Origin of the sequence: Polyangium fumosum (assembly GCF_005144585.1) — a bacterium.
Taxonomy (GTDB): domain Bacteria; phylum Myxococcota_A; class Polyangia; order Polyangiales; family Polyangiaceae; genus Polyangium; species Polyangium fumosum.
On record NZ_SSMQ01000035.1, the window covers coordinates 75,426 to 98,261 of the forward strand.

Annotated in this window: 14 protein-coding genes; 10 read left to right on the forward strand and 4 right to left on the reverse strand. The window is 68.3% G+C overall.

The genetic code is table 11. The annotated features are described in order from the left end of the window. Positions 1-20 precede the first annotated feature (20 nt). Complete coding sequence (locus E8A74_RS29165) at positions 21-3,287, forward strand: beta-propeller domain-containing protein (RefSeq protein ID WP_136932364.1); 3,267 nt, start codon at positions 21-23, stop codon at positions 3,285-3,287. Positions 3,288-3,368: 81 nt separating this feature from the next. Here the strand turns inward: E8A74_RS29165 and E8A74_RS29170 are convergent, their stop codons facing one another. Next, positions 3,369-6,650 (reverse strand): DUF2135 domain-containing protein, encoded by a 3,282-nt coding sequence (locus E8A74_RS29170; protein ID WP_136932365.1) that lies wholly within the window; start codon positions 6,648-6,650, stop codon positions 3,369-3,371. Positions 6,651-6,760: 110 nt separating this feature from the next. Between E8A74_RS29170 and E8A74_RS29175 the strand changes: the two genes are divergently transcribed. Further along, positions 6,761-7,585, forward strand: a complete 825-nt coding sequence (locus tag E8A74_RS29175) for a TIGR02452 family protein (protein ID WP_136932366.1) — start codon at positions 6,761-6,763, stop codon at positions 7,583-7,585. Positions 7,586-7,634: 49 nt separating this feature from the next. Further along, a complete protein-coding gene (locus E8A74_RS29180) occupies positions 7,635-9,908 on the forward strand; it encodes a MopE-related protein (RefSeq protein WP_136932367.1) in 2,274 nt (757 codons plus the stop codon). Between the two features lie 19 nt (positions 9,909-9,927). On the opposite strand, the gene E8A74_RS29185 is transcribed toward E8A74_RS29180, so the two are convergent. Next, positions 9,928-10,785: a hypothetical protein gene (locus E8A74_RS29185; protein WP_136932368.1), complete on the reverse strand. Its 858-nt coding sequence runs from the start codon at positions 10,783-10,785 to the stop codon at positions 9,928-9,930. Between the two features lie 541 nt (positions 10,786-11,326). On the opposite strand from E8A74_RS29185, the gene E8A74_RS29190 reads away from it, so the two are divergent. From E8A74_RS29190 to E8A74_RS29220, 7 genes are all read left to right on the forward strand, one after another. Further along, the gene (locus tag E8A74_RS29190; RefSeq protein WP_136932369.1) at positions 11,327-11,728 is read left to right on the forward strand and encodes a hypothetical protein; all 402 of its coding nucleotides are present in this window, start codon (positions 11,327-11,329) and stop codon (positions 11,726-11,728) included. Positions 11,729-11,820: 92 nt separating this feature from the next. After that, on the forward strand, positions 11,821-12,123 hold the full coding sequence (locus E8A74_RS29195) for a hypothetical protein (RefSeq protein ID WP_136932370.1): 303 nt from the start codon (positions 11,821-11,823) through the stop codon (positions 12,121-12,123). A 170-nt stretch (positions 12,124-12,293) separates the two neighbouring features. Continuing rightward, positions 12,294-13,691, forward strand: coding sequence for a 3' terminal RNA ribose 2'-O-methyltransferase Hen1 (locus tag E8A74_RS29200; protein WP_136932371.1), 1,398 nt, complete (start codon positions 12,294-12,296; stop codon positions 13,689-13,691). After that, on the forward strand, positions 13,688-16,297 hold the full coding sequence (locus E8A74_RS29205; RefSeq protein WP_136932372.1) for a polynucleotide kinase-phosphatase: 2,610 nt from the start codon (positions 13,688-13,690) through the stop codon (positions 16,295-16,297). Before E8A74_RS29200 ends, E8A74_RS29205 begins: the two co-directional genes overlap by 4 nt. Before the next feature lie 76 nt (positions 16,298-16,373). Further along, positions 16,374-17,807, forward strand: a complete 1,434-nt coding sequence (locus E8A74_RS29210) for a peptidoglycan-binding domain-containing protein (protein ID WP_136932373.1) — start codon at positions 16,374-16,376, stop codon at positions 17,805-17,807. A gap of 527 nt (positions 17,808-18,334) precedes the next feature. Then, the gene (locus E8A74_RS29215; RefSeq protein WP_170229462.1) at positions 18,335-19,915 is read left to right on the forward strand and encodes a sigma 54-interacting transcriptional regulator; all 1,581 of its coding nucleotides are present in this window, start codon (positions 18,335-18,337) and stop codon (positions 19,913-19,915) included. A 73-nt stretch (positions 19,916-19,988) separates the two neighbouring features. Then, positions 19,989-21,014, forward strand: coding sequence for a LuxR C-terminal-related transcriptional regulator (locus E8A74_RS29220; RefSeq protein WP_136932375.1), 1,026 nt, complete (start codon positions 19,989-19,991; stop codon positions 21,012-21,014). On the opposite strand, the gene E8A74_RS29225 is transcribed toward E8A74_RS29220, so the two are convergent. Both E8A74_RS29225 and E8A74_RS29230 read right to left on the reverse strand, forming a co-directional pair. Beyond that, positions 20,986-21,678 carry an iron-containing redox enzyme family protein gene (locus tag E8A74_RS29225; protein WP_136932376.1) on the reverse strand — a complete coding sequence of 231 codons (693 nt, stop codon included), beginning with the start codon at positions 21,676-21,678 and terminating at the stop codon, positions 20,986-20,988. The genes E8A74_RS29220 and E8A74_RS29225 overlap by 29 nt on opposite strands. A gap of 19 nt (positions 21,679-21,697) precedes the next feature. Beyond that, positions 21,698-22,501, reverse strand: a complete 804-nt coding sequence (locus tag E8A74_RS29230; protein ID WP_136932377.1) for a GNAT family N-acetyltransferase — start codon at positions 22,499-22,501, stop codon at positions 21,698-21,700. Positions 22,502-22,836: the final 335 nt, after the last annotated feature.

The window sequence follows — 22,836 nt, forward strand, 5'->3', positions numbered from 1 at the left end:
TGACGGAAAGGACGAAGGTCATGCGGGCTCTCCGGGCCGGATTCTCCCTGTCACGTGCTGGGCTTTGTGGTTCCCTCCTCGTGCTCTTGTGCGCCGGTTGCGGGGCCGAGCCGACGGGCGGTCCGCTCGGCGGAGGCAGCGGTATCGACCTCGACCCGGTGCCCCCGGACGTCGACGATCCGCAGGATGTCCGGCCGCTCCCGCCCCTCCCGACGGGCCCTGAGGCGCGCCCCGACCCGCCGCCGCTGCCGTCGCAAGGCGCCACGTCGTTCCTCTCCGCCGACGAGCCTTGGCTCCAATGGGGCGAAGAAGAGGAAGAAGAGGAAGAGGAAGAAGAGGAGGAAGAGGAAGAACGCGAGCTCGAGGAGGGCGATATCTATCGTGTCCTCAGCGACGGCATGCTCCTCAACCTGAACCTCTATCGGGGCCTTCAGGTCATCGACATCGGCGACCTCTCGGACACCGAGATCGTCGGCCGTTTGCCCATTCAGGGCACGCCCGTCGAGATGTACGTCGACGGCGATCGCGCCGTCATCCTGCTGAACGAGTGGTCCGGCTACGAGGGGCACCCCGAGAAGCTCGTCGTGCAGAACCGAACGGGCGGGACGATTTTGCTCGTCGACGTCGCCGATCGGCACCACCCGAAGCTCCTCTCGCAGCGATACATCCCGGGCAGCATCCAGACGAGCCGTTATGCGAACGGCCAGTCCAAGGATTCGCTGTACGTCGCCGCCAGCGAATGGAAGTACAAGAAGGTCGACGACGAGTGGCAATACGTGCTCACGAGCACCGTGAAGAGCTTCGACGTCGCCCCCACGAAGCTCATCTCGAAATCGGAGATCACGCTCGGCGGCGACGTGACGGACGTGCACGCCGAGGGCGACGTCCTGCTCGTGGCCCGCGGCAACTCCGCGTGGTCGGACCAGAGCAGCAATGTCGCGGTCGTGGACATCTCGAACATCAACGGCTCGATGACCCTGCGCGACGAGATCACCGTCCCGGGCTTCGTGCGCTCACAGTTCCACATGGATATGCGCGGCGACGTCCTGCGCGTCTTCTCCGGCCCGCGGTGGGGCGTCGGCAAGCAGAGCCACCTCACGACGTTCGACGCGTCGAACCTCGACACGCTCGTCCCTATCGATCATGTCGCCTTCGGGACGGATCAGGCGATGTTCGGCGCGATCTTCCTCGACGATCGGGCGTTTGCCGTGACGTACATGCAGACGGATCCGTTCCACGCCTTCTCGGTCGGGGCGGACGGCAGCGTCGAGGAGAAGAGCGAGTTCATCGTCTCCGGGTGGAATGATTTCTTCCGGCCTGCGTTCTCCGCGTCGCGCCTCATCGGCATCGGGGTGAACGACGAGAATGGCTCGCGCAAGCTCGCGGTGAGCCTCTACGACATTACGAACCTCGAGAACCCGAACCCGCTCGTGACGCGGTCGGAGGTCGGCGGGCAGGGCGGCGGATGGAATTGGTCCGAGGCGAGCTGGGATCACCGCGCGTTCACGGTATCGGACAATGCGGTGAACGTACTCTCTCCGAGCGGCGAGACGGAGACGGGCCTCGTCCTCCTGCCATTTTATGGGTATCAGTACGGAGCGGGCGGGGCGTGGGAGGCGAAATCGGCGGTCCAGATCTTCACGTTCTCGAACCATACGGTGACGCGGCGCGGGGTCATGTTGCACTCGGATCCCGTGCGCCGCACCTTCCGCTTGCCGAACCAGAATGGCGCGAACCTGTCGGAGCGCGAGCTCCGCGTCTACGACCAGACGAACCCGGACAGCCCCGTCCTGCGGGATCAGCTCGAGCTCGCGCCGGAGTTCAGCGAGGTGTTCCCGGTCGGCAATTCCCACATCGCGAGGGTGAAGGAGCCGAACTGGTTTTACTGGTGGTGGGATCCGAACAGCCCCAAGGTCGTGGAGATCGTCCCCAAGGGCCAGGATGTCGAGCTCGCCACGCCCGTCGCGAGCTTCGGGGTGCCCCAGAATGCGTCGCTCTTCCCGGTGGGCGACAAACTCGTCGCGGTGACGTCAATCCCGAACAACTGGCCGAACTACCAGACCACGGCGCGTGTCTTCGACCTCTCCGACCCCACGAATCCCACGGAGGTCGGCTCGCTCGTCACGGACGACCTGCCCGGCGTGCAGACCTTGTACGAGGGCAACCAATACGCCTCGTCCGTCCGCGTGCTCGGCGATTCGCTCGTCTTCACGAACGCCGAAGTCGTGTGGCACGAGCCGATCCACGTGAGCCAGTGCTGGGAGTACATCCTCACGAACGCCGATTGCTTCGGCGAAGAGGGCTGCACGTACCTCGCGGGCCAGCGTGATTGTTACGAGATCAATGGCAACCCCGAGGTGTGCGTCGGCGGTTTCGCCACCTGCACGGACCACCCGGACGCCGAGCCGTCGTGCGTGCCGCTCCCGGAGGGCGCGACGCCGGAGCAGCTCTCCGGTTATTGCTACAGCACCGAACAATCCCCCACCACCTCGCGATACTCGTTCAAGGTGCTCGACCTCTCGGATCCCACGGATCCGAAGGTCAGCGGCGTCGTCCAGACGCCCGTCGACGAGGATGGGGTTCGTTTGCTCGACGACGGCAATTCGCTCTACGTCACGGTCAAGAAGTCCGTGGATGTGCCGCTCGATGCACGGCCCTACGCGCAATACTTCGTTCGTCGCCTCGACGTCACGAACCCCGCGTCGCCCGTCCTCGGCCCGGCGATCAACGTCCCGGGCGAGCTTGTTGCCAAGCAGGGCTCGGTCCTCTTCACGCAGGACAAGCTGTGGGGCCAGCAGTTCGTGGATTCGGGCATCGCCAAGCTCGAGCTCTCGGGCGGCCTCGCGCACCTGCAGAACTACGAGCACCTGCCCTTCCGCCGGGTGAACTCCTTCGGCGTGGACGAGGGCGGCCTGCCCGTCGCCGTGCACGGGCTGCAATGGCAGCCGCACGCGTACTATTACGCGAACATCTCCCCCTCGTTCTCCGTCTTCGCGCCGCGCCCGAACGGCGACGATTTCGTCGCGCTCTCGACCACGCCCCTGCCGTCCTACCTCTGGCTGCAGCACGTCGAGCGCAACCGCGCGTTCCTCTCGACGTACGACGGGGTCCTGATGGTGAACCTCGACGCGCCGGAGACGCCGTTCGCCCAGGCCTTCTTCAAGACCTGGTATTATGGCGGCTCGGCCGCCCCGCGGATCCTCGACGATGAGGTCTACCTCCCCGCGGGGCCGTCCGGCATTCAGCAGCTCGGGATCAACGCGTCGAACCTGCTGCAAACGCCCTGATTCAGGGTACCTCGAAGGCGCCGATGCCCGTCGGCGCCTTCACGCACACCCCCGCCCAAGCACACACGGACGCGGCGCGGCTCAGGGCGCCGCCATCTCCAGCGTGGGCTTGGGCTTCTGGCCCGGCTTCGCCTTGCGCACGATTTCGAGGAGGTCGTGCTTCTGTTTGCCGTATTCGAGCGTGATGACCTTCTCGGTCGCCTTCTGCGCGCTCGTGCCGAAGTCCTCGAACACGATCACCTGCACCTTCGTCCGCGTCGAGGCGCGGTTCCGGTCCGACGCGAAGTAATGGGCCTGGATCTTGTACCTGCCGTCCGTCGCGTTTTTCAGGACGTACATCTCCGGGCCGTAGCCCTGCGTGACGTCGAGGGTGAGCATGCCGCCGATCTGCGTCTGGCGATTGCCGAAATAACAGACGTCGCCGTTCGGCTCGGTCACGTGCAGGTCGATGTCGGTCGCATCCGTGTTCCAGGTGATCATCACGACCAGATCGGCGCTCTGGAGCTGGGTCTCGCGGGCCACCTGGGGCAGGCGACCTTTGACGTATTCGGGGACGTGGGTCTTGAGGTCGCCGCGGGCCGCGCGCTGGAGCAGGTCGAAGTATTCGAGCGCGAGGATCTTGCGGAACTCGCCGAACCGCGCTTCCCATTGCCCCGCGAGGCCGACCTCGAAATACGCCATCGCGAGGTCCGTGCGGCCGAGCCGCGCGAGGGTCTGCGCCATGGCGCGGTAGGTCTGCGGCTCGTAGGGGCGCGCCACCGCGACGCGGCGGAAGAGGTGGAAGGCGTCCGCGGGCAGGCCGAAGCTCATCGCCGTGACGCCGATGTCGCGCGCGAGCACGGCGTCGCCGGGGTTCTCCTCGACGAGCGAGCTCAGCGCTTTGAGGGCGTCCGCGGGCCCGAGCGAGGCGCGCCGGCGCTCGGCCTCGGTCGTCGTGCGATCGTAATCGAGCTTGTGCGTGGCGAGGTCGGCGAGCACGGGGGCCGGGATCGATTTCTTGTCGCGTGATTTCACGGCGAGCGGAGCTGCGTCGACCCGGAAGCTCTCCTCGGGCATCTGGTTCAACGCCTGGCGGAACGAGGGCGGCACGGTGAGGCTCACGCCGGGCGTCGTGGGCAAACCATCGATCCAGCGCAGGAACGTGGCCTTGGGATTGCCGAGCGCGGAGGCCGAGAGGGCCAGCGTGTCCTCGACGATCCGCGACGCCGCCGCGGATTGGATGGACCGCGCGAAGTCCTCGGGCACGATGCCGAAGCGCTGGTAATCGGCCTCGGACTCCAGCATGAGCAGCGACGAAGTTTTGCCAGGGACGCGGAAGTGGATCGAATACGCCTTCGCCATGGTCTCGGTGGCCGGGGCGAGCTCCTCGATCTGCGCGACCGCGATCTGGCCATACCCACGGATGGCGAGCGGCGAGGGGATCGCTTGGCCGAGGGGCGCCTTCACGACCTGCGTGCCGCTGCCGGATTCGAGCGTGAGCTCGACGGCCGCGTCCTTCTCGGGCGCGCCGCGGCCAGCGACGCGCAGGGTTTGTCCGGGGAAGACGAAGCGGGGACGGCCGGCGAAGAGCACATCGCTGCCGCCGGCGACGCGCGCCGAGACCAGGCGGAAGGGGCGGCTCTTGTGCGCGGTCGAGGCCTTCTGGACCTCGGCGTCGCCGGTGACGGAGAAGAGCGCGCCGCCGGTCTCGCGCGTCAGCAGCGTGAGCGCGTCGACGTCCGTGCCCGCGAGGCCCGTTTGGTAGGCGTAAATCGCGCGGACCGGGGTTTTCTGCAGGCGCCGCGTGATCATCTGCGCGTCGGGCTCGCCCCAGGTCGCGGCGCCGTCGCTGAGGAGGAAGACGTCGAACTGCGGGGCGCCCGGCGCCGTCGCGGCCCGGCCGAGCGCGGCGCCGAGATCGGTCGCGCCTTCGAGCGCGAGGCCCTGGGCGAACGTCTGGAGCTCGCGGCGCGAGGCGGCGTCGTTCGCGACGAAGCGCGGCTTCCAGAGGGTCTGCTCGATGTTGAAGAAGAGGACGTTGTAATGCTTGATCGCATCCTCGTTGTTCGCGAGGATCGCGTCGAGCAGCTTCAGCCATACGTTGAAGCGGTCGGGGTTCGACGAGAGCGAGGTGTCGACGAGGAAAAGCGCGTTCTCCTCGCCCTTCGCCGCCGCCGCCGCGGGGAATTGCGGCGCGATGTCGGCCGCGAAATACGGCCCCGTCGCGGCGTCCGTGGCGACGACGTGCGCGGCCCCCGGCTTTTTGATGCGGACCGTGACCGTTTTTCCGGACGGATCGTCGAAGCGATAGAACCGTTTGTCCGGGCCCGAGAAGGCCGGCACGGCCGGCGTGACGTCGACGGACGCGCCCTGCGGGGCTGCGACGGCGAAATCGATCGCCTTGCTGCCGACGTTCTCCGGCAGATCGAAGCTGTATTCGAGGTCCTCGCCGATCCGCGTGAGCGGCACGTCGTAGCCGAGGACGATGCGGTGGGATTTGCCCCCGACGAGGGGGAAGACGCGCGTGTTGAAGACGTTCGGGCCGGCCCATTCGAGCAGCGCCGGATCCACGTTGCGGCGCACGGTCTGCGTGTAGGCGAGCGCGGCCTTCTCCTTCGGCACCATGCGCGCCTCTTTCACGCCTTGCCATGCGGACTCGCGCGCGCGGCGGATCTCGGCCGGCTCGCCGCCCATGCCGCGTGCTCGGTCGGCCGGGAAAAACGCCGGCACGGCGTCGCCCGCGATGGCCATCGCGTCCTGCCCGAACGCGAAATAATACGGCGACGCGCCCACGGGCAGGCGGAGCTTGAGCGTGCCTTCGTAGGTCTCCGGGCGGTTGTTCTTGACGACGATGTCGAGCACGACGCGGGCCATGAAGCCGTCGATCGCGACCTTGGCCTGCACGCTGCGCACCGGCAGCGCCTCGCGATCGCCGATCTCGACGCGCACCGCGTGCGCTCCGCTCTGCGCGCGTTTCCACGTCGTCGCCTCGTCCGAGCCCGCGACGGCCTTGGGCTTCGCCGCGGCCGCGCCTTTTTCGCTCGACTTTTGCTCGACCGCGAAACGCGGCGCAGCGCCGCCGCCCGGCGCTTGCTGCGGCGCCGAGGTGGGCATGGGCGCCGCGGCGCTGGGCTCCATGGGGGCCGCCGGGGCCATCGACGGAGGCGGAGGCGGCGCTTCGGTTTTTGCTTGGTCGGCGTCGTAGGGGGCCTCCGGCGCCTCCGCCGAATCCATGGATTCGAGGGAGGGGGCGGCCTCCCCAGCGGCCGCGGGGGCTCCCGCCATCGAGGCCGGGGGCGAGCCGCCGCCGCAGCCGCCCGCGGTCGAGGCGAGGGTGGCGAACAGCGCGAGGAGGACGAGGAAAGCACGCGCGCGCGAGGTCATGGCCCGAGCATAACGGAGGTCGATGTCGGGACTTACAGGAAGATCGACGGATCGAGCCGCGCGTGGCGTATCCTCGCGTTAGGACTTTGGTTTGGCGTTTCGGAGGAGACATGAAGCTCGGCAGCGTGGCGACCGAGACCCTCGACATCGTGGCGCGGGGCAAATACGAGAGCGCCGGGGGCTTGCACGTCCGGATCGGCGCCCTCGTCGAAGCCGCCGCAGCGGGGACCGTGCTCTACGCGCCGGGTGATCTCGCAGGTGCCGAGCCTCGCGAGCGGCGTCCTGGAGCGATCCGCGTCGAGGTGACGGACGAGACGACCGCGGCCGCGGGGCAGAGGCTTTGCCGCGAGGGAGAGGCGCGCGTCGCCGCGTTGAATTTCGCATCGGCGAAAAACCCGGGTGGCGGATTCTTGGGGGGCGCCAAGGCCCAGGAAGAGGACCTCGCCCGGTGCTCGGCGCTTTATACCTGCCTGCTCCGGCAGCCGAAGTATTACGAGGCAAACCGCGCGACGGCGTCGATGATCTACACCGATCACCTCATCTACTCGCCCGACGTGCCGTTTTTCCGGGACGACCGGCTCGTGCTCCTCGACGAACCCTTCACGTTGTCGATCGTGACGGCGCCGGCCCCGAACGCGGGCGAGGCGCTCCGCCGCGACAAGAAGGCGGGCCCTGCGATTCGTGAAGCCCTCGAGCGGCGTGCGGCATATGTCCTCGCCGCCATGGCCTTCCACGGGCACCGCACCCTCGTGCTCGGCGCGTGGGGCTGCGGCGTGTTCCGCAACGACCCGCGCGAGGTCGCGGACGTACTTGCGAACGGGATCGCGCACCCGCGCTTCGAGGGCGCCTTCGATCGTGTGGTTTTCGGCATCTACGATCGCAGCGCGGGCCGGCAGACGTTGCGCGCGTTCGAGGAGCGGATGGCGAACCTGTGATCGGCCTCTTGTGCCGCGACGCGCTTCCCGGCACGATCGGCCGACGCCCATGGCTTCGATCTTCCGCCCTCGTCGCTCCGCTGGATCCGCGCTCCTCGCCGCGGCGCTCGGGCTCGCCTCGTTCGCCCTGCCCGCGTCGGCGGACGCCCAGAATTTCCCCGCGGCTGCGTGGAAGCCGCTCGTCCGGGGTGGCGTGCGGCTCGCGGATCCACCGGGGGATGCGGGGTCTGCGCCCGACGTCGTCAGCGACCCCATGACGGGCGGCGCCGCGGCCTACTTCGCGGGCGACGCCAATTTTCTCTACCTCCGGCTGCGGATCAACGACGCGGTGCTCCAGGCGCCCGCGGATTTCAAGGCGTTCGGCTGGGTTTGTCTCATCGATACCGACGGCAACCTCGCGAGCCACGAGCTCTCCATCGGGGTCCTCGGAAGCACGGACGTCGTCGAGCTCCGGCGAAACACGAGTCCGCAGAACGATGGATCACCCGCGGACATCTCCGAGCTCCTCGTGAAGAGTTACCCAGCGTCGACGCACGCGCGCGCTGTTGCGGCTTCCTCGATGGTGAGCGGAGACGCCGACTCCTTCATCGATTGGGCCGTCGCGCGCGTGGATCTCGGTATCGCCAACCAGACGCCGTTCCGGCTCGCGTGTGGCTCGTCGAGCGACGCGCAGAGTCTCGCGGGCGACCTGATCTCGGACAAGGGCGCCCTCACGCTCGCCGGGCTCGTGGCTGATCCGATCGCCCTTTATGGTGGGACCTGCCTGTACGACTGTCTCGATTCCGGGGCGCCCTGCGACGTCGGCGTCGGGGCCTGCCTCGCCACGGGCTTAATCCAGTGCGACGGGCTCACGAGGTCCTGCGACGCGTTCCCCGGCGAACCCGGCACCGAGACGTGCAACGGGATCGACGACGATTGCAACGGCGAGACCGACGAGAATTTTGGTCTCGGCATGCCGTGCGACGTGGGCATCGGCGCGTGCGTGGCGTCGGGCGTCCTCGTGTGCACCGGCGACGAGACTACGAGCGAGTGCAACGTCACACCCGGGACCCCCGTGCCGGAGATGTGCAACGGGATCGACGACGATTGCGACGGCGAGACCGACGAGGATTTTGATGTCGGCGTGGCTTGCACGTCCGGGCTCGGCGCGTGCGAGGCGGCGGGCGTGAAGGTGTGCTCGGGACCCAACACGACGCAATGCGACGCCCAGCCCGGGATACCCGAGGCGGAGGCGTGCAATGGCATCGACGACGACTGCGACGGCGTCGTGGACAATGGGCTCGGGCTCGGCGATCTGTGCATGGTGGGCGTGGGCGCGTGCCTCGCGCAGGGCGTCGTCGTCTGCGACGCGTCTTTCGGCACGACATGCAACGCGATGCCGGGTTTGCCAGCGAACGAGACGTGCAACGGCGTGGACGACGACTGCAACGGCGTGACGGACGAGGGCTGCGCGGACACGGACGGCGATGGGCTGACCGACGCGGAGGAGGCCCTGCTCGGCACGGATCCGAATGACGCCGACACGGACGACGACGGCGTGCCGGACGGCGCCGAGCCGTCGATGGCCGAGGATACGGACGGCGACGGGCTCATCAACGCGCTCGATCCGGACAGCGACGCCGACGGCCTCTTCGACGGCACCGAGATGGGCTACGGCTGCGACGATCCCGCGACGAACCCCGCTGCGATGACCTGCGTGCCCGACGGTGATCTCGGGGCCACGACGACGGATCCGACGAAGGCCGACACCGACGGCGGCGGCAAACTGGATGGGCTCGAAGACGCGGATCACGACGGCGTCCTCGATCCGGGCGAGACGAACCCGAACGATCCTTCCGACGACGCGTACGCCTGTTTCAAGGACGTCGATTGCGGCAATCCCGTGAGCGGCTCCGTCTGCGAGGCGGGCGCATGTGTGCCCGGCTGCCGTGGGGAGGGGGGCAATGGTTGTCCTTATGGCGAGGTCTGCTCGTCCTCGGACGTGTCGCGCGGCGTTTGCGCGCCCGCGCCGAACGAGTGCGCGAAGGACGCCGATTGCGGCGCGGCGGACAGCGGGCGCGTCTGCGACATCCCCGCGCGCCTCTGCCAGGCGGGTTGCCGCGGCGCGGCGGGCAACGGTTGTCCCGCGGGATCGTTCTGCACCTCGGAGACCTCGACGCCCGGCGTCTGCGCCCCCGAGCCGACCGTGGGTTTCGAGGGGAATGGCGTGTTCTGCGAGGCCGCGGGTGCGGGCAGGGGACGAAGGACCGGGGGCGTGCCTTTCGCGCTCGTCCTCGGGCTCGCCGCGTTCGTCGTGAGGCGCCTTTCGAGGCGTGCCTCGTGAATGCAGGCCGGCTCGACGATTACCCCTGCGCCGCTTCGCCGCTCCCAACCTCGCTCCCCGTGCCCTCCTCACCACCTTTGCCCCGCGCGCCCGGCGCGGACCGCACCTTGCTGAACAGCGACGGGAACAGCCGCTCGCCGTCCGCGTAATGGAAGAGGAATCGCCCCACGCGCCGCGCCTCTTCGTAATGGGTGAGCAGCAGCGTGAACGCGCGCGCTTGATGACCCTTCCAGAGCGTCTGCTCGGGCGTCGTCACCGCCCCGAGGAGCGTCAGGATACGGGCGGAGAGCTTGCGCGCCTCGGCTTCGTCGCTCGGCCGGTAGTTCTTCTTGTCCTGCGCGAGGGTCGCCTCGTATTCTCGATAGAGGTCGGCCGCTCCGAGCAGGTCGTTGCCGAGATCGATGTGCCCGCTGCCGGCGCGGATGGCGGTGAGCCGGCCCATGGCGCTCGCGTCGTCGTCGAGGTTGTATTCGAGCGTCTTCAACATCCGGGCGCGCAACACGAAAGCCTCCTCGACGAGGGAGACGGGCAGGGTCGCTTCGGAGTGGGTCGCGCTCACCTGCAGGAGTCGATAACGGGCATACCAGGCGGCGCGGGCCACGTCGGCGAGGCCGTCGAGCAGCTCGCCGCTGGCGAGCTTGGCCGCGCCGAGCGCCTCGACCTTGGGGCGCGTCTCGGCCGCGCGGAGCAAGCCGTCCACGCCGAGGGCCGCAGCCGCCGCTTGCTGGACATCGATGTTCGGGATCCGGACCGTGCTCTCGTCGAGCGCGACGAGGCGCGGCTTGATGAGCTCGAAGGACGCCTCCGCCGAATGCACGGGGTCCTGGCCGGCGGGCTCGTTCACCGGTTTCTTGTTCTTGGACTGGGCCTTGGGCATGCGGCGGAGCATACGCACGAACGAGCGCGCGAGGCGAGGGGGCCGGGCCGTCCAAGGCAGAGAAAGGCGCCTCGGGAGAGGCGTCCGCAGGCGCCGAGGGCAGGAGCGGCTGCTTGTGGGGAGGAGGGAGGCACCTTTGGAGGCAGGGGGGAGTGCCTCGGGAAGGGGGAGCGTCGTCCTCCCGGGCACCCGATTCTGCCTGGATAGGCGTTTCATCCCCGCCGGAGGCACAGGGGGGTGCTCTGATAGCACGATTCCAACGGTACTTTGGTCTGGACACGCCGCCGCCGGTACCGGGGCGGCCTTCCCGTCGAGGGGGAGCAAGGTCCTTGGAGCGTGACCGGCCGTAGAAGCGCCGGACACGGATGTCACGAATTCGGAACTGGATCCGAGTTCAACCGGATCAAGAAGTGGGCAGATCGATCTTTCCAGGATCCTCAATGAGCGCTCCGATACTTGAACGAGAATTCTACTCTTGTCCCATCCGTTTGGACGGGAAGGAGTGGTATCTCCTGTGGTTTTCTGGGACCACGGATGGGGTATGGATGGTAATGCCGTATCTAGTTGGCTTTCTGAACGCGCGCTTCGTGACTATGCAGGCCAACGAGGGTTGAACATATCAAGTGAACACTCGCGCCTCTGCGATCTCGATCGAGTCGATGCATTCGCTCGCTCACGTATCGAAATTGGAGCAAAGGAGATGCTTGACGCTTGGAACCTCCTTGTGGACGTTGCCTCGTCCGTCGGCGCTGCGGAATTCCTCAGAGCAGAACGTCAGCGGCTCGATGTGTACAACCACCTGTTCTATCTCACTGATTCCGCGCCAGTGAAAGATACTCGTCCCGAGTGTCTGACCCCCGCCGAGAACGATGTCGTACGTCACGTCCTGTCGCTTGGTCTCGCGGTTCTGAGGCATTACATCCGCGAAGAGGAGATTGGGTGACCGCAATCAAGATGTGGATGCTGTCGCAATGCAGGGGGAGGGAGTGGTAGCGTTCCAGCAAAGCGGGCGATACTTGACCAAAGGAGCAAACCGTGGGCCATCGCGTACTGAGCAGATTGGTTTTCGAAGGTGGCTTCGATGCGCGTGATGCGCACGAATCACTGCTACGGGGGTATCGCAGTCACGTATGGGCTGAGTTGCAGGACGGCTCTCGTCACCGGCTGACGTTTTATGACCTCACCCGGCTCACTCAGTCGCTCGAGGACGAATGCAGCGCTGGAAGGCGGTTCTTCACGGAACCCGGCCTCGTGATCGTGCCAGAAGTGACGCTGGCGAACATGGAGGCAGCCGCTCGAGAACTCGCAAGGGAAGGCTTCTTTGATGAGGTTTCCTAACGCTATGGCACGGCACAGCGCCTCACCGTCCGTTTGAAGGGCTGGCTGTCCCGTCCTCTCTTTGGATGGACAGGACAGCCAACCCACAGCCTCCCGGAGCATCCTGCCTCACGGACGAGACGCGTGACCCCGGCCCCGGCCTTTGATAGCCTCGGCCGAACGGTCTTCGCATGCTCTTCACCCTTCGCGCCACGGGCCCCCACGCGTCGGGGCTCGGGTACTTGCTGCACAAGCACCCCGACAAACTCCAGACGTTCCCCCTCGCGTTCGGGCGCGCGCACGTCTTTTATCCCGAGGCCTCGGCCGAGGCGGTGACGGCCGCGCTGCTCGTCGACCTCGACCCGGTCGCCCTCGTGCGCGGCCGGCCCGGTTCGTCCGAGGGCGGGCTCGTGGATCAGTACGTGAACGACCGGCCTTACGCGGCGTCGTCGTTCCTCAGCGTGGCGATCGCGCAGGTGCTCGGCTCGGCGCTCGCGGGGCGCTGCAAGGATCGGCCGGAGCTCGTGCAGACGTCGATCGCGCTCGAAGCGACGCTCTCGGCCGTTCCGTGCCGCGGCGGCGCGACGCTGCTCCGCGCCCTGTTCGAGCCGCTCGGGTACGAGGTCACCGCGTCGCGTTTGCCTCTCGACGAGCGTTTCCCCGCGTGGGGCGAGGGCGCGCACCACGACGTCCGCCTGCGCAAGGCGTGCCCGCTCTCGGAGCTGCTCTCGCACGTGTACGTGCTCGTCCCCGTGCTCGACGACGACAAGCATTACTGGGTCGGCGAGGACGAGGTGGAGAAGCTCGTCTACCACGGCGAGGGGTGGCTCGCGACGCACCCCGAAAAGGAGCTCATCGCGCGGCGGTACCTGAAGCACCGCGCCCGGCTCGCGCGCGCGGCGCTCGATCGGCTCGTCTCGGGCGAGGCCAAGGATCCCGACGCGGAGGCCGAGGCGCACGCCGAGGAGGAGGCCGCGATCGAGGCGCCCGTGCGCCTCGACGAGGCGCGGATCGAGGCCGTGGCGCGGGCGCTTTCGGACGAGGGCGCGAAGACGGTGGTCGATCTCGGCTGCGGGGAGGGCAAGCTCCTCGCGAAGCTCGTGCGGAACCGGGCGATGACGCAGCTCGTGGGGGTCGATGTCTCGCAACGCGCGCTCGACGTGGCCTCGGAGCGGCTGAAGCTCGATCGGCACGGCGGCCGGAAATCCGAGCGGATCGAGCTGCTGCACGGCTCCTTGCTCTACCGCGACGCGCGCCTTTCGGGCTTCGACGCGGCGACGCTCGTGGAGGTCATCGAGCACCTGGAGCCCTCGCGCCTCGGCGCGCTCGAACGTTCGGTCTTTGCGCACGCCCGTCCCCGCGTCGTCGTCGTGACCACGCCGAACGCCGAATACAACGTCGTGTTCACCTCGCTGCCCGCGGGCCACATGCGCCACAAGGATCACCGCTTCGAATGGACGCGCGCCGAATTCGAGGCGTGGGCGCGCGGCGTCGCGGAGCGAAATGCATATACGGTTCGGTTGGCCCCCATCGGGCCGGCTGATGATACCCTCGGTTCTCCCACGCAAATGGCGGTGTTCTCCCGATGAGCACGGAAGCCCCGGGCGCGGAGGCGGCTGCCGCGAAAGGCCTCATGATTCCCCTGCCGACGCCGAGCCTCGTCCTGCTCGTCGGCGCGTCAGGCTCGGGGAAGAGCACGTTCGCGCGGAGGCATTTCGCGCCGACCGAGGTCGTCTCGTCCGACATGTTCCGCGCGATGGTCTCGGACGACGAGAACGATCAGAGCGCGTCGGCTTCGGCGTTCGAGGTGCTGCACCTGGTCGTGGACAAACGCCTGGAGGCGGGCAAGCTCGTGGTCGTCGACGCGACGAACGTGCGGCCCGAGTTCCGCAAGCCGCTCGTGGCGATCGCGCGCAAGCACCACGTCTTCGCGACCGCGATCGCGTTCGACGTGGGCGAGCGGGTCTGCGCCGAGCGGAACGAATCCCGCACGGATCGCAACGTGGCGGCCCACGTGGTGCGGCGCCAATCGCAGGATCTGCGGACGTCGTTGCGCGGGATCGAGCGCGAGGGCATCCGCGTGGTGCACGTGCTGCGCAAGCCCGAGGAGATCGAGGACGTCCGCATCGAGCGCACGCGCCTCTGGACCGATCGCCGCGATGAGCACGGGCCCTTCGACATCATCGGCGACGTGCACGGCTGCTGCGACGAGCTCGAAGCGCTGCTGGAGGATCTCGGCTACACGGTCGAATGGGATCCGGCCGCGGGCCCGCATGGCGTGCGCGTGACGCCGCCGCCGGGGCGGCGCCTCGTGTTCCTCGGGGATCTCGTCGATCGAGGTCCGCGGATCGTGGACGTCCTGCGGCTCGTCATGACGGCCGTGCAGAGCGGGGCCGCGCTCTGCGTGCCGGGCAACCACGAGGTGAAGCTGCTCAAGGTGCTCCGCGGTCGGCAGGTCACGATCATGCACGGCCTCGCCGAGACGCTCGCCGAGCTCGCCTCGACGACGGAGGCATTTCAGGCGGAGCTCGCGCAGTTCATCGACGATCTCGTCAGCCATTACGTGCTCGATGACGGCCGGCTCTGCGTCGCGCACGCCGGCATGAAGGCGTCGATGCAGGGGCGCTCCTCGGGCGGGGTGCGCGAGTTCGGGCTGTACGGCGACACGACGGGCGAGACGGACGCGTATGGTTTGCCCGTGCGGCACAACTGGGCGTCCGAGTATCGCGGCCGCGCGACGGTTGTGTATGGCCACACGCCGGTCCCGACGGCGGATTGGCTCAACAATACCATTTGTGTCGATACGGGCTGCGTTTTCGGCGGCGCGCTCACGGCGCTCCGGTATCCCGAGCGCGAGATCGTCAGCGTGCCGGCGGCGCGTCAATATTGCGAGCCGAAGAAGCCGCTGATCCCCGTGGCGCCCGAGGAGGGGCGCACGGCGCAGCAGGCGTACGACGACACGCTCGATATCGACGACGTGATCGGCAAACGGCCCGTGAGCACGCGCCTCGCGCGGTGGGTCACGGTGCGCGAGGAGAACGCGGCGGCGGCGCTGGAGGCGATGAGCCGGTTCGCGGTCGATCCGCGCTGGCTCGTCTACTTGCCGCCGACGATGTCCCCGACCGAGACGAGCGAGCTGCCGGGCACGCTGGAGCACCCGGCCGAGGCCTTCGCGTATTTCCGGCGGAACGAGGTCCCGCGCGTCATCTGCGAAGAAAAACACATGGGCTCGCGGGCCGTGATCGTCGTTTGTCGGGACGAAGCGACGGCGAAGAAGCGGTTTGGCACGACGGACGGTCGCGCGGGCATCGTGTACACGCGCACGGGCCGGCCGTTTTTCGACGATCCAGCGCTCGAAGAGGCCCTCCTTTCGCGGGTGCGGCGCGCGGCCGAGGCGAGCGGGCTCTTCGACGAGCTCGGCGGATGGTTCGTGCTCGACGCCGAGATCATGCCGTGGTCGGCGAAGGCGCAGGCGCTCGTCCGGGTGCAATACGCGCCCGTGGGCAGCGCCAGCCGGTCGGCGCTCGGGGCCGGCATCGAGGCGCTCGTGCAGGCGAACGAGCGCGGGATCGAGGCGGGCGAGCTGCTCGCGCGCATGCGCGATCGGGCGCGGGCCGCGTCGCGTTACGTCGACGCGTATCGGCGTTACTGCTGGCCGGTCGCGCGTATCGAGGATGTTCGTGTCGCGCCGTTTCACTTGCTCGCGGCCGAGGGGCGCGTGTTCGTCGATCGGGACCATCCTTTCCACCTGGCCATGGCCGCGCGGCTCGCCGAGGCGGACGGGCAGGTGCTCGTGGCGACGCGGCACGTGGAGGTCACGCTCGGGGACGAGGCGAGCGAGCGGGTGGGCGCGGCGTGGTGGGAGGAGCTCACCGCGGCCGGCGGCGAGGGGATGGTCGTGAAGCCCATTTCCTTCCTCGCGCGGGGCAAACGCGGGCTCGTGCAGCCGGCCGTGAAATGCCGCGGCCGCGAGTATCTCCGGATCATTTACGGGCCGGAGTACGATTTGCCCGAGAACCTCGCGCGGCTCCGCAATCGTGGCCTCGGCGCGAAACGTTCGCTCGCTCTCCGGGAGCTCGCGCTCGGCGTCGAGGCGCTCGAGCGTTTTGTCCGGGGCGAGCCCTTACGTCGTGTACACGAATGCGTCTTTGCGATCCTGGCGCTGGAGAGCGAGCCGGTGGATCCGCGACTTTGATGCCATATCGAGACGGGATGCTCCACGTTTGCTAGTCTCTTCGCACGGCCGCAAGCGCGCCGGATGGAGGATGCGGATGAACGAGAACGAGTCGAACGAAGGGGGCGGGGCACTTCTGTCGCCCGAGCTCGCGGAGGATGCGATGCTCTCGGCCGTTGCCATGGGCGAGGCGACGCTCGCGCGTGGGGCGAAGAGCGGGAGCGTGATCGTGCTCCAGAAGGCGCTCGTCGAGCTCGGCGCGTCTCTCACTCCGGATGGCTCGTTCGGACCCAAGACCCACGCTGCGATCGCCGCCGAGCAAGCCGCGGCGGGGATGCCGGAGACAGGCGTGCTCGATGCGGCGACGCTCGGGGTCGTCGATCGGCGCCTCGCGGCCCGGCGCAAGGGTCGGCTGCACGACGCCATGGCCGCGGCGGTCGGGGGCGCGCCTCCGAAGCCCGCGGGCGCGGCGCAGGTGGCGGCGGGCGGGCCTTCGCGGCAGGATCAGGGCTATTTCGACGACGCGGCCGCGCTCCGGGGGCCGGGCGCGGGGGCGGTGGCGGATCCGGATTCACCGCCGCCAGGTCAGGATCGCGCCGGCATGAAGGCGAAGGGGCCGCTGCCTGCGGATCGGGCCGGGCAGTTCGATGCCGTTCGCCGGTCGATCGGCGACGACGCGCCGGCGAACGCGGCGCTCGAACGGCTGCTCGCGGCGGGGCGCCTGCACGAGGGGTCGCTCTTGCCGAACCTCGCCACGTTCGCGCAGACGCCGCGCAACCCGGCGCTTTTGCTGGAGGCGGGGATCGAGCCGGAGCTCTTGCTCGGGCAGGTGGTCCGTCACGTGGACAACCCCCTCCGGGTGCAGCAGGGGCGCGGGCACGGGACGTGTGGCGCCGGCGTGATGGAGTATGTGGTGCTCCGGGGGGATCCGGCCGAGTTCGTGCGGCTCGTCGACGGAATCACCCGCGAGGTGCGCGCGGTCACGCTTCGATCCGGCAAGAAGCTCGAGATGCCGCGCAGCGCGATCGCGCGGGACGACTCGGGGCGCGTGGACCTCGACCGGCTGTTCCAGTCGGCGATCATGAACCACGCCTCGGCGATGAGCTGGCTCTTCGATTACGACAACCCCGAGGACAACGACACGTTCTGGGCGGCCGTACGAGGCAACAGCCAGATGGCCGTGTATGGCTTCACCAGTTTGTATCAAGCCATCCAGGGCGGGACCTATACGAGCGTGTCCAAGCTCTCGCGTCCCAAGGACGAGATCGCGGGGCTCGTGGCGACGTCGGCGGCGCGCGGCGAGCGGGTGCCGGTGATCCTGGAGTTCAAGACGTACCACTGGCTCTCGGTCGAGTGGCTCGAAGCGGGCAAGGACGGCAAACCCGCGTCCATCGTCCTTCGAAACCCGTGGGGCAAAGACGAGGGCGGTGACAAACCGCCCCGCGTGGCGATGCCTGAAGGCGGAGGCCGTGTCCGGATGAAGTACGCCGACTTCCTCGAAAACGTATTCGGTGCCACGGTCCGCGGCTGACCGGCGCAGGTCTCGACGCCCCCGTCGACCTCTCATCAAGGGGTACGACTCACCCGCGGCGCAGCTTCATACCACTTTGGTAGTAGCCGTCTGGTGATCCGTATTGCCGTATCCCCCAGCCCGGTCGGAGCGTTGCTCCTCGCTCACCCCACAAGGGATTACGGACCGTACATCCTTCGGCTTCATACCACTTTGGTAGTAGCCGTCTGGTGATCCGTATTGCCGTGTCCTCGGCTACGGTCGGAGCGTTGCTCCTCGCTCACCCCACAAGGGATTACGGACCGTGCATCCTTCGGCTTCATACCACTTTGGTAGTAGCCGTCTGGTGATCCGTATTGCCGTATCCGCGGCCACGCTCAGCGCGTCGTCCCTCGCTCGGCCCACAAGGGATTACGGCTCGTACGCCCTTCGTCTTCGTACTACTTTCGTCGTAGTGATTGGGTAATCCAACTTGCTATGTTAGCAAGACGGACGCCGGCTCGCTCTATATTTGTCCCATTTTGACGGCCCGGCTACAAATGGTCCTCATGAAGGATTGGAATACCTGGACCATGGAAGCCGATCGGGGGCTCGAGCTCCGGACGCACAAGATTCGCGTCGAGGTGAGCCGAGGGCCCATGGCAGGGATCGTCACCGAAGTCATGGGGCCGGAGGTGCGGGTCGGGAGCGGGAAAGATTGTGAGCTCGTTCTCGAAGATCCGACCGTGAGCAGGCATCACCTGCTCCTTCGTATCGAGGGAGACCTCCTGCGCGTGCTCGACACGAGCAGCCGCAATGGCACGACCGTCGACGGCGTGCGGATCCGCGACGCCTACGCCCGGCCCGACTCGACGATCGGGCTCGGCGCCTCGGCCCTGCGGCTGCAAATGATCCGCGACGTCGTGACGTTGCCGCTCTCGTCCAGCACGCACTTCGGGGGCCTCGTCGGCGCGAGCGTGCCGATGCGGCGGCTCTTCGCGCTGCTCGAGAAGATCGCGGGGACCCACGCGACGGTGCTGGTCGAAGGGGAGACCGGGACGGGCAAGGAGCTCGTGGCCGCGGCGATTCACACCAAGAGCAAGCGGGCGAGTGGTCCGTTCATGGTCTTCGATTGTTCGTCGGTTGGCGCAGGCGTGCTGGAGAGCGAGCTCTTCGGGCACCGGCGCGGAGGGTTCACGGGCGCGACCGAGCACCGCGTGGGGAGGTTCGAGGCGGCGCACGGCGGGACGCTTTTCCTCGACGAGATCGGAGAGCTGCCCCTGGAGCTGCAGCCGAAGCTGCTCCGAGCCCTGGAGACGCGCACGATCACGCGGATCGGCGAGAACGAGCCGCGGCGTGCCGACGTGCGGATCGTGGCCGCGACGAACCGATCGCTGGCGGCCGAGGTCGAGCGGGGCAGGTTCCGCGAGGATCTCTATTACCGGCTCGCCGTCGTGCCGGTGCGGATGCCGCCGCTGCGGGAGAGGCTCGACGACATCCCCCTGCTCGTGCGCCATTTCGAGAAGGAATGGCAGGGGCGAAAGGACGCGCCGGCGCTGCTCCCGAACGAGGTGCTCGAGCGGATGAAGGCGCACCCGCGCCCCTGGCCGGGGAACGTGCGGGAGCTTCGAAACAAGGTGGAGATGATGCTCTCGCTCGGGCTCGCCGAGCCGCCTTGGGCCGCAGAGGAGCCGGAGACCGCGGGGCCGATGTCGGTGCCGTCGGTGCTGCCGGTGAACCTCGAGCTGCCTTTGCACGTGGGGCTGGCGCACGTGGAAACGGCCTACAAACGAGCCTATGTGGAGCGCGCGCTGCGAGAGACGGGATTCAACGTATCGCAGGCTGCAAAGATCGCGGGCGTGGGGCGAGCGTTCGTGCAGCGGGTGATGCGAAAGCACGGGATCCGATTGAGCGAGGAGGGAGGCGGGCCCGAGGGCGGCGGGGGCGGGGCCTCGCCTGCGCCCGCGCTCGCGCCGCCGCCGGTCTCCGCGCCTTCGCCTGCGCCTGCATCTGCGTCGGCGGCGGGGCACGGGCTCTACCAATGGTATCGAAAACATCCGCTGGCATCGTCGGAAGCGCGTGGCTGGACCGAGGGGTTCGGCCCGCGAAACGGGCACGGACCGAAGCGCCGGGACGAAGGCGGGCGTTGAACGGCGGTCCGTTCGGGTTCATCATGACCGCATGAGGGGGCGTTCCAGTCTCACCGAGCATGAGCAGGGCCTCATGCTGGATCTCGTCGCCGAGCTCGGCGGATCGCTCGATTTGCACGAGGTGCTCGGCCACGCGTACGGCCTGCTCTCGCAGCTCGTGCCCGCGGATCACGGGGCGCTCTGCGTGAGCCGGCCCGAGGGGCACGCCGTCTACGACTGGGCGGTCGCCGAGATGCCCGAGAGGTTTTTCCAGGGATACGCGGAGATGGTCCCGCACGACTTCGTCCGGATCGCCGTGGCCGAGCGGCCCAACGAGGTGCTGCGCGACACCGAGATGCTCTCGCGCGCGTCGATGGAGCGCAGCTTCCTCTACAACCACTGCCGCGACATCGGCATGCAGCTCGAGCACGTGATGGCCGTCATGCTCCGCGACGATCCTTCCTGGCACGGGGGGCTCATCCTTTACCGGGACAAGCGGATCGCATTCTCCGATCACGAGCGCGAGATCCTGCAGAAGCTCTCCCGGCATTTCACGAACGCCGTGAAAAACTGCCGCCTCTTCGGGTCGATGGCCCAGCGCGCGTCGCTGCTCGACGGGGTGCTCGCCGGCATCGGGCACGAGGCCATCGTTTTCAACGCGTCGGGGGCGGAGGTCGCGCGGACGTCGAGCGCGGAGAAGATGCTGCGGGCCTGGTTCAAGCCGACCGAGCTCGACCCGGGCGGGCTCCCCACGCAGCTCGCCGACCGCGTCACGTGGATGGTGAAGGATCCGTACACGCCGCGCGAGCCTTACTGGCGGGGCGGCGCGCTCGCCGACCTGAAGGTCTCGATCCAGAGGCTCCCGGGCGGCGTGGGCGCCTCCTTCGTGATGCTGCTCGAGGAGGTCCCGCAGCTCGTGCCCATCCCCCTGCCGTGGCTGCGGATCCTGAGCAGCGCGGAGATCAAGGTGGCGGAGCGCGTGTGCTGGGACAACGCGCTCATCGCCTCCGAGCTCTCCATCACGGAGCTCACGGTGAAGAAGCATTTTTCACGCATCTTCGACAAACTCGGCATCCCGAACCGCGCCGCGCTCATTCATATGGCGTGGCGGCAGCGTTGATCGCCGACGTGTCCCCCGCGAACATCCCCAGATAAAGCGCCGCCGTCACTGCCGCGGACAACGTGATGGCGCGGCGGTCGCCTTCGACTTCGAGGCGCGCGAAGAGGCCACGCAGGACGCAGGTGTGCTCCTCGTCGGCGTCGGCGTGGCCGCGGAGGAAACGGACGCCGCGCTCGATGCCGGGGATGCGTCGCCGCGCGACGAGGTGCGCGGCCGTGGTGCCGGCGCGGGCCTGGGAGAGGGCTTCGAGGATGTAGGCCGTGCCGAGGAAGGCGAGGGGCGAGCCGGCCTCGACCTGAAACTGGTTCCACGCGATGTAGGCGGCGACGGCCGAGCAGGGGCGCGGCGCGGCGGCGGGGCTCTGCGCGCGGCCGATGGCGGCGAGGTCTTCGAGCACCCAGAGATCGTGCCCCTGCTCCTCGTCGGCCTTTTGCAAGAAGAGCCGCCCCAAATCGAGGGCCTTGCCCGCGCGCACGAGCCGCTCGCCGGCGCGGCGCAGCAAGGGGCGGGTTTGGCGGACGTAGAGATAGGTTTGTCCGAGGAAGCCGGCGTATTCGTCCGTGTCGAGGTCACCTGCGAGCAGGCGGCGTGCGGCGGGGTGCGCGTCGAGGGCCGAGAGCAGGTCTGCGACGGTGGTATCGAGGGTTTCGACGAGGGTGTTCATGGTCCGCGGCTCCTTTCGTTCAGGCGGCGATCGAGCCCGGCGTGGGGAAGACGGGGGGTTTCGCGCGCCGGACGGTGCGTTGCTCGGCGACGTCGGCGAGGAGGGGGAGGGCGCACATGTGGAAGCGCGTGTCGTAGACGGGCGGACCCACGAAGCGGGCGCGCATGCGGCGCGTGTACAGGTCGAGGGTGCGGGGGAGGCGGGATCGCGCGGGGGCGGTGGTCGCTGCCGTGCGGCCGTGGTCGTCGTAGAAGGGCCGCTTCGGCGGGGTGGGGGCGGGCGGCGGGAAGCGCGGGGCGAGGGATAGGTCGTTCCGGACGAACCCGCGCTCGCGGGCGACGTGCTCGATCAGGCGGGCGTCTTCGATACCGTCGGTCTCGGTGTTTGCCGTGGCAATCCAGTGGCCAATGCCGAGGAGCCGGCTCAGGTGGACGGCGGCCGCGTGGAGCTCGGCGACGGCCATGGAGTGTCTGTGGGTGGCGAGGACGCAATAACGCGAGGTTTCGGCGAGGCGGAGCCCGGCGGCGGCGAGGGGCGCGAGGTCGAATTGCGACTCGACGGAGAGGCCAAACGAGGTGCCGTTCGTGGTGGCGATCTCGGGGTTCGGCAGGAGGAGGCGGAGGGTGCCGACGGCGAGGTCGCCGTCGTAGGTGATGAGGTGGAGGGTCGTGGGGAGGGTATCGAAGGGATCGAGCTCGCGGGGGACCGCGTGGTTTTGCGTGTCGAGGTAACCGAGCTCGCGGGCGAAAACGTCGAAACGAACGCGGACGGCGTCGTCGAGGTGTCTTTGGGTTTCGGCGATGATGCAACGGATGTCTGGCATGATGTCCTCCGGCGGCGCGAGCGAATCTCGGCTCGGTCGTCGAGAGGGGCCTGATTGCAGGCGACGTGCCCGACGGCGGTGGGTCGATTTTCAGGCCGAACCGCAGGGAAGACGCGCGCGGTGGATCCGGATGGATGCAGTGAGCGTCGAGAAATGTGGGCGGGGTGGATCCTGGCGCATGCAGCACCCTGGGGGCCGCAGCTTGCACGCGGCTTGCTCAACTTGTGCAGACGCGCGCTGCGCGATCGCGCAACGAAACGCGGAGCGATCGGAAGGCTCGACCGAGACGGACGCTTGATGCGCGGCGCGACCGGGGCTGCCCGTCGGCCCTGGGC